Below are 13,807 nucleotides of genomic sequence, written 5' to 3'. Positions count from 1 at the left end.
GGGCGGGGCAGCCCGTGCTTTTGGCGCTGGCCACGGCGGGTGTGGCGGGGTTGCTGGCGCTGGCGGCCGTGCGGGTCTGCGCCGTGCGGCGCGGGCGCCGGGCGGCGGCGCGGGTGCGGACGGCGCTGCGCGAGCGGACGCTGCGCACCGCCTTCCTGCCGCAGCGGGATCCGGACGCGGCGGGACGTCCCCGTCCCAGAGCACCCGGAGCGGAGAGCGCGGCCGCCTGAGCGCGGCCGAGACGCACCCGTTCTCCCCTCTCCGGAAGGTTCTCTCATGTTCGACATTCCTGTTTCGATCGCCGCCGCCCTGGTCGGAGGGCTGGCGGACGTCCTGCGACCGGTCGCCGGAGGCCTGGCGACCGCCCTCGCGATCGTCGTGTTCACCGCCCTCGTGCGGTTGCTGATGGTTCCGCTGGCCGTCGCGGCGGCGCGGGGCGAGCGGACGCGGGTAAGGCTGCTGCCCCGGATCCAGAAGCTGCAGAAGAGGCACGCCAAGGATCCGCAGCGGCTCCGCCGCGAGATGGCCGCGCTGTACGAGGCGGAGGGCGGCTCTCCGGTCGCGGGATGCCTGCCGATGCTCGCGCAGATCCCGTTCTTCATGGTCATGTACCGGCTGTTCGTCTCCGCGACGATCGCGGGGCACCAGAACCTGCTGCTCGCGCACATGCTGTTCGCGGCGCCGCTGGGGCAGAACTGGATCGGGGTCGTCGGCGGAGGGCTGTTCTCGCCGCCGTCGCTGGTCTTCCTGGGGCTGTTCGCGCTGCTGGCGGCCGTTGCGGTGTGGTCGTCCCGGCGGGTCACCGCAGAGGGGCCCATGGGGACGGCGGCGCGGCTGGTGCCGTTCGGGACGATCGTCGTGGCCGCGTTCGTGCCGCTCGCGGCGGGGGTTTACCTGCTGACTTCCGGGGCGTGGACGGCGGTCGAGCGGGCAGTGCTGCGGCGGTGGGTCGTGGCCGCCCCTTGACGGATGTCCGGCCGCTTCGGTTCCATGGAAACCGAACGGCGTTCGGAGCCCCGTGAGGACGGTGTGCGGTGACGGCAGTGCGAGACACCGGCGAGATCGACCTGTCGGACCTGACCTTCTGGTCCCTGCCCCCGGACCAGCGCCTGGCCGCGTTCGCGCGGCTCCGCGAGCGGGACCGGCCCGCGTTCTTCCGCGAGCTGAAGATGCCGTTCATCAGGACCGGGCGCGGCTACTACGCGCTGACCAGGCACGCCGACGTGGTGGAGGCCAGCCGGACGCCGGAGGTCTTCAGCAGCGAGCCGTCCTCCACCAGCATCGCCGACCTGCCCCGGTACATGGCGCGCTACTTCGGCTCGATGATCAACATGGACGACCCGCGGCACGCGAAGATCCGGCGGATCGTGTCGCGGGCGTTCACCCCGCGCGTCCTCGCCAAGCTGGACGCCGACCTCCAGGCGACGGCGACGCGGATCGTGGACGACCTGCGCGGCAAGGGCTCGGCCGACTTCGTCACCGACGTCGCGGCCCGGCTGCCCCTGGAGGTCATCTGCGACATGATGGGCATCCCCCGGCGGCTGCGCCCCATGGTGTTCCAGCGGACGAACATCATCCTCGGCCTCGGCGACCCCGAGTACACCGGCGGCAGGGACCTCTACCGCGGGGACATGACCCGGATCGGCGTCCTGTACGGGCTGCTGCAGGCGATGGCGGCCGGGTACGAGCTGAACCACCTGGCGATGAAGCTGGCCCGGCGGCGGCGGAGGTACCCGGGCGACGACCTGGTGTCGCGGCTCGTGACCGCGAACGTGGACGGCGAGTCGCTGACCGACCAGGAGATCGGGTCGTTCTTCATCCTGCTCGTCGTCGCCGGGAACGAGACCACGCGGAACGCCATGTCGCACGGCCTCAAGCTGCTCACCGACAACCCCGAGCAGCGCGCCCTGCTGATGGAGGACTTCGACGCGCACGCGCCCGGCGCGGTGGAGGAGATCGTCCGGATGGCGACCCCGGTCATCCAGTTCCGCCGGACCGTGACCCGCGACTACGAGATGAACGGCCAGCGGTACCGGGCGGGCGACAAGGTCCTGCTGTTCTACAACTCCGCCAACCGCGACGCCGACGTGTTCACCGACCCGGACGTCTTCGACATCACCCGCTCCCCCAACCCGCACGTGGGGTTCGGCGGCCCCGGCCCGCACTTCTGCCTGGGCGCCAACCTCGCCCGGCAGGAGATCACGGTGATGTTCCGGGAGCTGCTCACGCGCGTGCCGGAGATCCGGGCGAGCGGCGAGCCCCGGATGCTCTACTCCAACTTCATCAACGGCATCAAGCATCTGCCCTGCACGTTCTGAGCGGCACGCGGCAAGGGCGGTGCGCAGTTGGAGCGACGGGCCCGGACGCCGTGGCGCGGCTGACGGCGTCCAGACCCGCCGCGGCTCAGCGGGCCCTGTGCCCGGCGGCGGCCTGGGCGGCGGGTGACACGGCCAGGTAGTCGAGCGCGCGCTGCGTGGAGCACTCGCGGGACGGGTGGTAGTCGCGCCGCAGGTACGCGCGGGCCGCCGACACCATGAACCGGTTGCTGGGGAACAGCCCGCGCCGCACGGCACGCCGGTAGTCCCGGATCCGGGGGCGGACGCCCCTAAGCGTCGGGTCGGCCCGGCACAGGTAGGCGGCGCCCGCGTACACCATGAGCGGCAGCGCGAGGACGCCGAGGAAGAACGCGACGAAACGCGTCCAGTACCGTCCGGCGACGTGCTCGTACACGTCGAACGCGACGGAGCGGTGCTCGACCTCCTCGGCGCCGTGCCAGCGCAGCAGGTCCATCATCGTCGGGTCGGCGCCGGCGTCGTCGAGCTCGCGGGCGTCCAGGATCCACTGGCCGAGGGCGGCGGTGTAGTGCTCGATGCCGGCGATGATCCCGATCCGGACGTCCAGCCAGCGCCGCCTGGACATGAGCGGCAGCGGGCGCCGGTCGCCGAGCAGCCGCGTGAACATCCACTCGATCCGGCGGGTGAGGGGACGCGGGTCGAGACCCTGCGCGAGCATCTGCCGGTCGAGGACGCCCTGGTGGGAGTAGGCGTGCACGGCCTCCTGGCCCATGAACCCCTTCACCTCCTTGTGGAGGCGCGGGTCGTCCTGCACGAGCGGGAGCGTCTGCTTGTAGACGTGCACGAACCACCGCTCACCGGCGGGCAGGAGCAGGTGCAGGACGTTGATGAAGTGGGTGGCGACGGGCTCGTCCGGGATCCAGTGCAGCGGCGTGCCCGCCCAGTCGAACGTGACGCGCCGCGGGGCGATGGCGGGGTGCCGCTCGTCGATCCCGCTCATCCGCTACCTCCCGTGCCATCACTCAATTGGACGCAGCATCCAATATGGCGAGCGGGAACGACCCGCGTCAAGGGGGCCGGAGCCGGTGGCGGCAGCCGCCCTCGCCACCGCCGTGAGTTGTCCGAATAGCCCATGCGCCGTTCACTCGGATGGTTAGTATCGGCGTGGCATTTCTGCACACAAGACAGCGAAGGCTCCCATGACAGGCCCTGAGTTCGACCTTGAAAAGATCCTGCGCGCCTCCGAGCGGCAGGTGGCCAATGCGGAAGAAATGAAGTCGCGAACAGCGGATCTGCTGGGTCACGCCGAATCGGATGACGGCCGGATCAAGGTCGAGTGGGGTCCATTCGGTGAGCTGTCGAAGCTGCAGATCGATCCCCGCGCCCTGCGTGATGGGTCCGAGAAACTCGCCGAGACCATCGTCGAGGTCGCGCGCGAGGCCAAGCAGGACCTCCAGCGCCAGTTGGACGACCTCACCAGCGAGGTTTTCGGCCCGGACGGCAACCCGGCGGACCTCCAGCCCGACCCGGCGGAACTCAAGGAGACGATCGCGGGCATCCAGGATCTGTTCACCGGCGGCCTGCGCGACGCGACCAAGGTCTTCGACCAGATGCGAAAGAACTTCGAGCGGTGAGCGCGCTCTTCGGCACCGGAGAGCTGCTGTTCTCCGACGACGTCTTCACCGATTGGGAAGGCGCAGTCCTGGCGAGGGTGAGACGCCCGCGCCAGACCTGGCGCACGATGTTCACCTCGGGCGGAAAACTTCAGGTCGTCCGGGCCGACGAGACACTCCTGTTCGAGATGCCCAATGTCGACACCGGCGGCGTGGACGAATTCCGGGTGGAGGCGGCCGACGGCATTCCCCCGGCATCGGTCAGGAAAAGAAGGAAGCTGTCACCGCTGAAACTGGAGTACACCGTCCAGGACGACGCGGGCACGCCCCTGGGGGCGGTCAAGACCAATCCGGCGTGGAGTCCCGTGGAGGCCGAAGGGACGTCCGGCTCGCCGGTCGCCACCGCCCGGCTCACCGGCGGTCACTCCTGGACGGTGGACCTACGGGCGAACACGTCTCCCGGCTGGGACGCGGTCATGCTGGCCATGGTCATCATCGCCGACGAGATGCAGGGCGAGCTTTCCGGAATGGGCTGACCGCGTCACGTCGCGGCGCTGCGGTTCCGCCATTCCCCCAACCGGTGCGCCTGGACGAGTTCCCGCACCTCTTTGACCCGTTCGGGCGGGAAGAAGTTGCGCTCGTCCATGACCACCGCCAGCCTGATCTGGCCGGGGGCGGTCTCGCGCCGCCGGATGTTCTTCGGCACGTCCGCCATACGCGACAGGTCGTACCAGAGCATCAGTTCCGCCGGGCCCTTCCTGGCGCGGACCAGGCCGACCGCCTCGATGGCTTCGGGCGGCACAACGTTCCGCTTTCCACCGACCCGGTAGACCAGCCCCTCAGAGGTCAGCATGAGTTTGCTCGGGCCGACGCGCAGCAGCGACTGCGTGACATAGACCAGATAGGCCAGCACCACGCCGGCCAGGGCGAACAGGCAGATCGCCACCCAGCCGCCCTGCTCGTTCCCCCACCAGGCCGCGGCGCCGCCGATGACGATGCAGGCACCGAAGACGAGCGGAACCTGCTTGGCGCTGTTCTCGAGAACGACTTCCAGCGGGGGTGACGTCATCATCTTCTCCAGTCGTCACGAAGGGGGAAGCGCATCGGTCCGGGTGACGTAGGAGTCGCCGTACTTTTCCCCGCTCTGCGTGATGGGCCGCGTCAGGGACGGTGAGCCTCCGGCGGGCACGGTGCCCTCCTTGGCCCCGGGGACGCCCACGTCGGCCGTGCCCTTCACGCCGCCGATCTTCTCGAGCCAGGGCCGCATGTTCTTCGGGATCTTCGCCTCGGGGAACTTGTACTTGCCGATCGACCCGAGACCGGCGCCGCCGAGCTTCTTCCCCTTCATGAACTGGCCGGTCAGCCGCTGCTCCAAGAGCGCGAGGTGGCCTTTGGCCACGTCGTCGGCGCTGTTGACCGCCGCCTGGGTGAAGTCGGCGTACGCGGCGGTGTTCCCCGTCAGCATCTGGCCCATCACGTCGACGGCCGTCAGCCCGCCGAGCGTCGCCGCCGCCCCGTTCCCGAAGGTCGACAGGGCCGATTCGGCGGACTTGAGAATCATGTAGAGCTGGCCGGTGATCATGGCGGCCTGCGCCTGCACCGAGGCGAGCGCGGCCGAGGCCCACGCGTTCAGGACGGGCACCAGCATCATGATCCGCAGCGCCATGATGATCATCGCGTAGACGAAGATGACCGTGGCGAAGGCCCACATCATCATGATGAACATGGCGATGAGCATGGCCATGATCTTCAGGATGACGTGGACGGAGACGGCGAAGCTGTAGGAGAGCCTGATCTGGTTCTGGTAGTCGTTCAGCTTCTTGTCGAAGGCGTCGCGGTCCTTGCCCGACCAGTCGCGCTCGCTCAGCGACGTGAGCTGCGCCGTGACCTCCTTGTCGGCCGCGACCAGCCGCTGCTTGACCTCGTACCACTCGTCGGCGGCGTCCCAGAGCTGCCCCGGATTCGACTGCGCCTGGTAGATGATCGCCACCATGGACCAGGCGTTGGGGATGAAGAAGGCCGCGATGGTCGCCTCCCAATAGGCGGCCTTGGCGACGTTTTCCAGGGCGCTCAAGCCGTTGTCGGCCACGCCGGACTCCTACCAGGTAGCGGGCTATTTGCTCTGCGGTGCGCTCTTCTTATCCGCTTCGCGCAGGATCTCTGCGGTCTTCTTGAGCTTGGCGTCGTAGTCCGTCAGGACCTTCTCTTTGGTGATGAGGTCGACGTCCGCGTACTCGGTGGCCTGGACGTAGGCGTGCGCCAGCGGAACGCAGAACGTGGTGAACGAGGTGGCCTCCACCTCCCGCGGCGCGCCATTGAGGTGCTTGCGGGCCGCGGTCAATTCCTGGCCCACCGACTTGATCAGCTTGCCGCCGAACGCCTCGATCACCGGAGGGTCGAATTCCACGCCCCCGCCTGCCCCGGTCACCGGCACATTCCCGAAGGGCGACGTCGGCAGCACCGGCCGCGCGGTCACGCCCGGCCCGTTACCCGGACCTTCTGGAGGCGCCATGCCCGTCCTTTCGCCTCGACCGCACCGAACCCGTAATGCGGCAGGGCCGTGCGGTACCGGAAAAGCTCTGCGGCAGCATAGCAGCGCCCAGTGAACCTGTTTTCCCATTGCTCACATTCACGGCACGACACCGAGCCGCGCGAATGGCCACCACAGCGCATCATTCCTGATGCCACCGCCAAACCCGCCGCTCACTCGTGATCAACAACGAAGGAACGGACGGAAAAGGACGGTCTAGCGGGCGGGGGCGAGGACGACGTCGACGGTCAGGTCGGCCGGGGCGTCCTCAAGCGTCAGGTCGGCGATGCGCCCTGCGGCGGCCAGGTCCGGAGAGGCGATCCGCATCACCTCGGCACCTCGCACGACCGCGCGGGACACGTCGGCGCGCATCGACGCCCTCGCCTCCGACTTCGCCTTGCGGACCTGCCGGAGCGCCTCCCCCGTCGCCGCCAGGACGGCCGGGTCGCCACCCGGAGGCAGCTCCGCCACCGCCGGCCACGAGGCGGCGTGCACCGACCCCTGCCGCCACCACGACCAGACCTCCTCGGTCACGAACGGCAGGACGGGCGCGAACAGGCGCAGCAGAACCGACAACGCCGTGCGCAGCGCCGCCCGCGCCGACTGGCCCTCCGGCCCCTCGCCGTAGGCGCGCGCCTTGACCAGTTCCAGGTAGTCGTCGCAGAACTCCCAGAAGAACCGCTCCGTGCGCTCCAGAGCGCGCGCGTAGTCGTACCCCTCGAACGCGTCCGTCGCGTCCTGGACGACCCCGGACAGCGTCGCGAGCATCGCCCGGTCGAGCGGCTCCGTCACCGCCGCGTCCGGACGCACCTCCCCCAGCCCCAGCACGAACTTGGACGCGTTGAGGATCTTGATCGCGAGCCGCCGCCCGACCTTGATCTGCCCGGTGTCGAAGGCCGTGTCGGTGCCCGGACGCCCGCCCGCCGCCCAGTACCGGACGGCGTCGGACCCGTACTCGCGCAGCAGGTCGATCGGCGTGACGACGTTCCCCTTCGACTTCGACATCTTCTTGCGGTCCGGGTCGAGGATCCAGCCGGACAGCGCGGTGCCCTTCCACGGCAGCGACCCGTGCTCCAGATGCGCGCGGACGACCGTGGAGAACAGCCACGTCCGGATGATGTCGTGCGCCTGCGGGCGCAGGTCGTAGGGGAAGACGCGGCCGAACAGGTCGGCGTCGCGCTCCCAGCCGCCCGCGATCTGCGGGGTCAGCGACGAGGTCGCCCACGTGTCCATGACGTCGGGGTCGCCGATGAAGCCGCCCGGCTCCCCGCGCTGCTCCTCGGTGAACCCGGGCGGGGCGTCGGACGACGGGTCGACGGGCAGCGCGTCCTCCGCCGGGACGATCGGCGAGTCGTAGCGCGGCTCGCCGTCCCCGTCCAGCGGGTACCAGACGGGAATCGGCACGCCGAAGAACCGCTGCCGGGAGATCAGCCAGTCGCCGTTCAGGCCCTCGACCCAGTTCTCGTACCGGGCCCGCATGTAGCCGGGGTGCCATTCCAGCTCGCGGCCGCGCGCGATCAGCTCCGCCCGGACGCCCTCGTCGCGCCCGCCGTTGCGGATGTACCACTGCCGCGTGGTGACGATCTCCAGCGGCTTGCTGCCCTTCTCGTAGAACTTCACCGGCCGCGTGATCTTGCGGGGCTCGCCGTCCAGGTCGCCGGACTCGCGCAGCAGCTCGACGACCCGTTCCTTGGCGGAGAAGACCGTCTTCCCGGCCAGCTCGCCGTACGGGTGCGCGGGGACGCCGTCCGGCGGGTCGGCGGCGAGCCGCCCGTCCCAGCCGATGACCGCCCGGGTGGGCAGGTTCAGCTCGCGCCACCAGGTGACGTCGGTGACGTCGCCGAACGTGCAGATCATCGCGATGCCGGACCCCTTGTCGGGCTCGGCCAGCCGGTGCGCGACGACCGGGACCTCGACGCCGAACAGCGGCGTGCGGACGGTCGTCCCGAACAGCTCCCGGTACCGCTCGTCGTCCGGATGCGCGACGAGCGCGACGCACGCGGGCAGCAGCTCGGGCCGCGTCGTCTCGATGTAGACGGGCCGCTCGTCACCGTGGAACCGGATCCGGTAGAAGGCCCCGGCCTGCTCGCGGTCCTCCAGCTCGGCCTGGGCGACGGCCGTGCGGAACGTGACGTCCCACAGCGTCGGCGCCTCGGACAGATACGCCTCGCCCCGCGCGAGGTTCCGCAGGAAGGCCCGCTGCGACGCCGTGCGGGACACGTCACCGATCGTCGTGTAGAGGTGGTTCCAGTCGACCGACAGGCCGACGCGGCGCCACATCTCCTCGAACGCCTTCTCGTCCACCGCGGTGAGCCGCTCGCACAGCTCGATGAAGTTGCGCCGCGAAACGGGCACCTGCCGCTTGGTGTCGGGCTTGGCGGGCGGCGCGAAGTCCGGATCGTACGGAAGGGACGGATCGCACCGCACCCCGAAGTGGTTCTGCACCCGGCGCTCCGTGGGCAGGCCGTTATCGTCCCAGCCCATGGGGTAGAAGACCGCCCGACCGCGCATGCGGTGATACCGCGCGACGGTGTCGGTGTGGGTGTAGGAGAAGACGTGGCCGACGTGGAGGGAACCGCTCACGGTGGGCGGCGGGGTGTCGATCGAGAAGACCTCGCCGCGCGGCCGCGTGCGGTCGAAGCGGTAGACGCCCGCGTCCTCCCAGGCGCGTACCCACTTCTCCTCCAGGCCGTCCAGGGAGGGCTTGGCGGGGACGTCCGGGGTACGCGGCTGCTCTGTCATGGACCAATCGTATTGACCGGGCCCCGGATCGCATCCCGATTACCGGCGCCAACGCGACGATCACCGGCGGACGGTTCCGGTAGCGTCGGAACCACAGGGACGACTGGAGGACGATCATGGCGGACAAGGGCGACCTCGGCTGGCGGGTGATGGCCGGCGCCGCGGCCTTCGCGGGCGGCTTCGTCGCGAAGAAGGTCATCACGATGGCCTGGAAGAAGAGCACCGGAAAGGAGCCGCCGACCAACCCCGAGTCCCCCGAGGTCGCGCTGACCGAGGCGATCGGCTGGGCCGTGGTCATGGGCGTCGGCATGGAACTCGCCCGCCTGCTCGCCACGCGCGCCGCCGCGAAGCAATGGGCCAAGGGCACCGGCGAGCTCCCGTCCAACCTCAAATCCGAGATATAGAGATTTAGGACGAGGGCTCAGCGCGAACGCGGGCCGGGGAGTGGGGGCGGGGCTCCCATGGTCTGCCTCAGGTCGTGGCGGATCTTGGCGGCCAGGGCCTTCGTGGCGGAGCGGTTCAGGGCCGCGCCCGCGGCGGCGCCGGTGAGGAAGGGGCCCATGGTGCCCAGGCTGCGGCCGAAGGTCCGCAGCATGCGTTTGCGCAGGGCCGACTTGGCCGCCGTGCCCAGGGCGCTGGTGAGCGACCCGGCTTCCAGGGGGTTGACGCCGCGCTGGCGGGCCCAGGACGTGACGAACGCGGCACCGCGGGCCGTTCCGGTGCCCTGGACGGTGATGCCGTACACCTCGTGCAGCTCGGCGATCATCTTGACCTCGATGGCCGCGACGACGAGGGTCTCGGCCGCCAGCTGAGCGGGGGCGGTCAGCAGCAGCGGCGGGGCGGTGAACTGCACGGCGGCGAGCACGCCGCCGGCGGCGCCCACGGCGGTCGTGCCGTTTCCGGCCACTTTCACGATCTTGTCGGCGAGTTCCTCGCCCATCAGGCCGTGGTGGTGGGCCTGCATCGTCTCCAGGTCGCGGATCGGGATGTGCGGGGCGGCCTCGACGAGCAGGTCGCCGAGCCACCGGCCGCGCGCGACGCCCGCGGCGCCTGCTCTGCGGGTCTTCTGACCGAGCAGTGCGGCCAGACGGCCCAGCAGGCGGCCGCGGGTCTCGCGGTCCATGTTCTCTTCGGCGGTGAGCCGTCCGACCAGCTCACCGATCTCGGCGGAGCCGTTCCGGCGGGACGGCTCCCTGTCCTCCTGACGTTCGATCTCTCCCGGCACCCTGCGGCCACTCCCGGTCAGGCGGCGCACTCGCGGCAGATCGGCTGGCCGTTCTTCTCGGTGGCCAGCTGGCTGCGGTGGTGCACCAGGAAGCAGCGCGTGCAGGTGAACTCGTCGGCCTGCCGCGGAACCACCCGGAAGGTGAGCTCCTCGTTCGACAGGTCGGCGCCGGGCAGCTCGGCCACCTCGCCGGCGTCCAGGTCCTCATCGATGATGCTGGCGGCCTTGTCGGCCCGCCGGGCCTGGAGCTCCTGGAGGCTGTCCTCGCTGAGGTCGTCGTCTGTCTTGCGTGGGCTGTCGTAGTCGGTCGCCATCTTCTGTCTCCATCCCCCTCAGTGCTTTATGCGCCCCGTCGCGCGGAACTAACGCTCGGGGGACCGTTCTTGTGCCCGATCCGGGCGGGAAATTCTGTCACGGTTGGTGACCTGCGACACACAAGGCGCGACCGTTCCCACGAGTGACACCCGTCACCCGCATCCCGTCCCCGAAATGTGTCTTCTGTCACATATCTGACGGATGTCGTGGTGTGCCGGCGTAACCGGGGCTCCCCGCCGCGGATCGCGCGGCGGTCGGGGATCATATCGGTCCGGGGGACGTTGTGCGCACCGACCTGCCCGGCGGAGCGGGACCGCGATCGGGCAGGTCGGACATCGAACCAGACTCTGCAGTGAAACGTCTGAACTAACGCGATATCGTGCCCGCCTGAGGATGGGGGCGGACCCCCTGCGGGGGACTGCCCGGCGATCGCCGGCGGAAGGCCCTCGCTACGGGGTCCGGCGCACACTATCGCGGGACATCACTGCGGGTCACTGGAGGGTCAGATGCCGGATGCCGCTCCGCTGGAGCCGGGCGATCCTAGGGCACTCGGGCAGTACGAGGTCGTCGGACGTCTCGGCGCCGGGGGTCAGGGCGCCGTCTTCCTGGGCAGGGCGCCGGGAGGCGAGTACGTCGCCGTCAAGCTGCTGCACGCGCAGATGGCGAACGACCCGGCGGCGCGGGCCCGGTTCACCCGCGAGGTTGCGGCGGCGCAGAAGGTCGAGCCCTTCTGCACGGCGCGCGTGCTGGAGGCCGACGTCCACGGCGACCAGCCGTACGTGGTCAGCGAGTTCATCGACGGGCCGTCCCTGCACGACGTCGTCGCGCACGACGGGCCGCGCAGCGCCCAGGAGCTGGAGCGCCTCGCGATCGGCACGGTGACGGCGCTCGCCGCCATCCACGAGGCCGGGATCGTCCACCGCGACTTCAAGCCGAACAACGTCATGCTCGCCTCGGACGGCCCGCGCGTCGTCGACTTCGGCATCGCCCGGACGGTCAACTCGCAGGAGAGCGCGGTGACCGCCACCGGAATGGTGGTCGGCACCCCGGGCTACCTGGCCCCCGAGCAGCTCACCGGCGCGCCGCTGACCCCGGCCGTGGACATCTTCGCCTGGGCCGCGACGATGGTGTTCGCCGCGACGGGCCAGTCGCCGTTCGAGGCGGACACGCTGCCGGTCATCATCAACCGGATCCTCAACGAGGACCCCGACCTGTCAGCGCTGCCCGCGGGGCCGCTGCGCGACCTGATCGGGCGCTGCCTGTCCAAGGACGCGGGCCTGCGCCCGCCGGCGGCGCAGCTCCTGCTGAACCTGCTCGGGCATGTCGGCGTCGCGCCGGGCTCCCACGCGGGCGGGCAGGACGACCTGCTCAACCAGGGCACCCGGATCGCCTCGCAGCTGGCGCCGCCGCCCCCGGTGCCGCCCGCGCCGCGCCCGGAGCCGCCGCGGCAGCAGATCACCCCGCCGCCGATGCCGATGCACCAGGCCGGGATGCCGCCGGGCCCGAACACGCCGCCGCCCCAGCCGATCACGCCGCCCCCGATGCCGATGTACCAGGGCGGGCCGACGCCGCCCCCGCCGCCGACGCAGCCGCGGATGCCGATGGGGCAGCCGGTCCCGCCGGGGCCGGGCTACGGGCAGCCGAAGCAGTCCGGCGGCGCCGGGCCGATCATCGCGATCGGCTGCGGGGTGCTCGCGCTGATCGTCCTCATCGTGATCGTGGCGATCGTGGTCGTCGCCGCCAACAGCGACGACCCCGACCCCGATCCGTACACGCCTCCGACCACGTACACGCCGCCGACCGACACGCCGACGTCGCTCTCGACGCGCGGCGGGCTCATCGGCGTGTGGCGCGGTGACGGCAACCAGCCGGGCGCCGGGACGGGACGCACGAGCTTCGACGTCCGGTTCACGCTGGTGTACTCCAGCGGCATCGCGACCTACTCCTACCCGTCCGGCGCCCAGGACGACTGCCGGACCCGGCTCACGCACCTGTCCGGCAACAGCGGCAGCTCGCGGATCGAGTACCAGGAGACCCCGTACGCGGGGATGAACGGGAACGAGTGCGCGTCCGGCTACGTCACGTTCATCCCGTCCGGGTCCGGCACCACCATGCGGTGGGAGTGGCGGCAGACACGATCGGCCGCGACCGCCCAGGCCTTCGGGACCGTGAGCAAGTGACGGACGAGGTCACACCGCTTCGCGCGGGTGACCCGTCCCGGCTCGGCGCGTACACCCTGACCGGCCTCCTCGGGGAGGGCGGTCAGGGCACCGTCTATCTCGGCGAGGACGAGCCGGGCCACCGGGTCGCCGTGAAGCTGCTGCACGCGCGGTTCAGCGGCGACGCGAAGGCCAGGGCCCGGTTCGCGGCCGAGGTCGCGGTCGCCAAGCGGGTCTCGGCGTTCTGCACGGCGCGCGTCCTCGACTCCGACGTCGAGGGCGACCGGCCCTACATCGTGAGCGAGTACATCGACGGCCCGCCGCTGTCGCGGGTGGTGTCCGAGCAGGGCCCGCGGCGCGGCACCGACCTGGACCGGCTGGCGATCGGGACGATGACGGCCCTCGCCGCCATCCACCAGGCGGGCGTCGTGCACCGCGACTTCAAGCCCGCGAACGTGCTGCTCGCGCCGGACGGCCCGCGGGTGATCGACTTCGGTATCGCGCGGGCGCTGGACGCCACCGGCACGATGTCGAGCACGGCCGTCGGCACGCCCGCCTACATGGCCCCCGAGCAGATATCCGGGGCGCGGGTCGGGCCGGCGGCGGACGTGTTCGCGTGGGGCGCCACGATGGTCCACGCGGCGTCCGCGCGTCCCGCGTTCGGGCACGACTCCATCCCGGCGGTCATGCACCGCATCCTCAACCTGCCGCCCGACCTCGGGGACCTGCCCGCGCCGCTGCGCCAGATCGTGGCGGACTGCCTGAGCAAGGACCCGGCGCTGCGTCCCGCGTCCCAGCGCGTCCTGGCGCACCTGCTGGAGCTCGCGGGGAGCCGGCCGCAGCCGGGCGCCCGGCCGGACGCCCCCGGCGACGACTCGGTGATCCTCACGCAGGGCGCCGCGACCGCGGCCACGGAGTCGGCGCGGCTG

The 13,807-nt window shown here is 70.8% G+C and carries 15 protein-coding genes; 8 read left to right on the top strand and 7 right to left on the bottom strand.

Going from position 1 to position 13,807, the window contains the following annotated elements; genetic code table 11:
* The 3 genes from E1264_RS30445 to E1264_RS30435 all read left to right on the top strand — a co-directional run.
* Window positions 1-230, top strand: a 230-nt coding sequence (locus E1264_RS30445; protein ID WP_207936440.1) for a DUF6412 domain-containing protein, incomplete at its 5' end; no start/stop codon positions are given.
* A 46-nt stretch (window positions 231-276) separates the two neighbouring features.
* A complete protein-coding gene (locus tag E1264_RS30440) occupies window positions 277-966 on the top strand; it encodes a YidC/Oxa1 family membrane protein insertase (RefSeq protein ID WP_132178895.1) in 690 nt (229 codons plus the stop codon).
* 68 nt (window positions 967-1,034) lie between these two features.
* Window positions 1,035-2,318, top strand: a complete 1,284-nt coding sequence (locus E1264_RS30435; RefSeq protein ID WP_132178894.1) for a cytochrome P450 — start codon at window positions 1,035-1,037, stop codon at window positions 2,316-2,318.
* A gap of 85 nt (window positions 2,319-2,403) precedes the next feature.
* Here E1264_RS30435 and E1264_RS30430 read toward each other — a convergent pair whose 3' ends face one another.
* Entirely contained in the window at window positions 2,404-3,294 is an 891-nt protein-coding gene (locus E1264_RS30430; RefSeq protein WP_132178893.1) for a metal-dependent hydrolase, read from the bottom strand.
* Between the two features lie 199 nt (window positions 3,295-3,493).
* On the opposite strand from E1264_RS30430, the gene E1264_RS30425 reads away from it, so the two are divergent.
* Window positions 3,494-3,928: a YbaB/EbfC family nucleoid-associated protein gene (locus E1264_RS30425; RefSeq protein WP_132178892.1), complete on the top strand. Its 435-nt coding sequence runs from the start codon at window positions 3,494-3,496 to the stop codon at window positions 3,926-3,928.
* Window positions 3,925-4,443: a hypothetical protein gene (locus E1264_RS30420; protein ID WP_132178891.1), complete on the top strand. Its 519-nt coding sequence runs from the start codon at window positions 3,925-3,927 to the stop codon at window positions 4,441-4,443. The genes E1264_RS30425 and E1264_RS30420 overlap by 4 nt, the downstream gene beginning before the upstream one ends.
* 5 nt (window positions 4,444-4,448) lie before the next feature.
* On the opposite strand, the gene E1264_RS30415 is transcribed toward E1264_RS30420, so the two are convergent.
* The 4 genes from E1264_RS30415 to valS form a co-directional block, all read right to left on the bottom strand.
* Window positions 4,449-4,979, bottom strand: a complete 531-nt coding sequence (locus E1264_RS30415) for a hypothetical protein (protein ID WP_132178890.1) — start codon at window positions 4,977-4,979, stop codon at window positions 4,449-4,451.
* A gap of 12 nt (window positions 4,980-4,991) precedes the next feature.
* The gene (locus tag E1264_RS30410) at window positions 4,992-5,996 is read right to left on the bottom strand and encodes a hypothetical protein (protein ID WP_132178889.1); all 1,005 of its coding nucleotides are present in this window, start codon (window positions 5,994-5,996) and stop codon (window positions 4,992-4,994) included.
* Window positions 5,997-6,020: 24 nt separating this feature from the next.
* Window positions 6,021-6,383 carry a hypothetical protein gene (locus E1264_RS30405; RefSeq protein WP_132178888.1) on the bottom strand — a complete coding sequence of 121 codons (363 nt, stop codon included), beginning with the start codon at window positions 6,381-6,383 and terminating at the stop codon, window positions 6,021-6,023.
* Window positions 6,384-6,653: 270 nt separating this feature from the next.
* Window positions 6,654-9,179: a valine--tRNA ligase gene (valS, locus tag E1264_RS30400; RefSeq protein WP_132178887.1), complete on the bottom strand. Its 2,526-nt coding sequence runs from the start codon at window positions 9,177-9,179 to the stop codon at window positions 6,654-6,656.
* 116 nt (window positions 9,180-9,295) lie between these two features.
* Between valS and E1264_RS30395 the strand changes: the two genes are divergently transcribed.
* Window positions 9,296-9,583 (top strand): DUF4235 domain-containing protein, encoded by a 288-nt coding sequence (locus E1264_RS30395; protein ID WP_132178886.1) that lies wholly within the window; start codon window positions 9,296-9,298, stop codon window positions 9,581-9,583.
* Window positions 9,584-9,600: 17 nt separating this feature from the next.
* Here E1264_RS30395 and E1264_RS30390 read toward each other — a convergent pair whose 3' ends face one another.
* Both E1264_RS30390 and E1264_RS30385 read right to left on the bottom strand, forming a co-directional pair.
* Window positions 9,601-10,404, bottom strand: coding sequence for a hypothetical protein (locus E1264_RS30390; protein ID WP_243711254.1), 804 nt, complete (start codon window positions 10,402-10,404; stop codon window positions 9,601-9,603).
* A gap of 17 nt (window positions 10,405-10,421) precedes the next feature.
* Window positions 10,422-10,718, bottom strand: a complete 297-nt coding sequence (locus E1264_RS30385) for a DUF4193 domain-containing protein (protein ID WP_067893074.1) — start codon at window positions 10,716-10,718, stop codon at window positions 10,422-10,424.
* Window positions 10,719-11,225: 507 nt separating this feature from the next.
* Here E1264_RS30385 and E1264_RS30380 point away from each other — a divergent pair.
* Entirely contained in the window at window positions 11,226-12,899 is a 1,674-nt protein-coding gene (locus tag E1264_RS30380) for a serine/threonine-protein kinase (protein WP_132178885.1), read from the top strand.
* On the top strand, window positions 12,896-13,807 hold a 912-nt coding region (locus E1264_RS30375), incomplete at its 3' end, for a serine/threonine-protein kinase (RefSeq protein WP_132178884.1). The genes E1264_RS30380 and E1264_RS30375, both read left to right, overlap by 4 nt.

The organism is Actinomadura sp. KC216, assembly GCF_004348535.1.
GTDB lineage: Bacteria > Actinomycetota > Actinomycetes > Streptosporangiales > Streptosporangiaceae > Spirillospora.
Note: the sequence above shows the minus strand (reverse complement) of the source record. Positions and strands in the feature narration are given on the sequence as shown.

Bases quoted from the DNA above. Each gene is read 5' to 3' on its own strand.
- E1264_RS30425 (WP_132178892.1), top strand. From the start codon at position 3,494: ATGACAGGCCCTGAGTTCGACCTTGAAAAGATCCTGCGCGCCTCCGAG.
- valS (WP_132178887.1), bottom strand. From the start codon at position 9,179: ATGACAGAGCAGCCGCGTACCCCGGACGTCCCCGCCAAGCCCTCCCTG.
- E1264_RS30380 (WP_132178885.1), top strand. From the start codon at position 11,226: ATGCCGGATGCCGCTCCGCTGGAGCCGGGCGATCCTAGGGCACTCGGG.
- E1264_RS30440 (WP_132178895.1), top strand. From the start codon at position 277: ATGTTCGACATTCCTGTTTCGATCGCCGCCGCCCTGGTCGGAGGGCTG.
- E1264_RS30415 (WP_132178890.1), bottom strand. From the start codon at position 4,979: ATGATGACGTCACCCCCGCTGGAAGTCGTTCTCGAGAACAGCGCCAAG.
- E1264_RS30395 (WP_132178886.1), top strand. From the start codon at position 9,296: ATGGCGGACAAGGGCGACCTCGGCTGGCGGGTGATGGCCGGCGCCGCG.
- E1264_RS30385 (WP_067893074.1), bottom strand. From the start codon at position 10,718: ATGGCGACCGACTACGACAGCCCACGCAAGACAGACGACGACCTCAGC.
- E1264_RS30430 (WP_132178893.1), bottom strand. From the start codon at position 3,294: ATGAGCGGGATCGACGAGCGGCACCCCGCCATCGCCCCGCGGCGCGTC.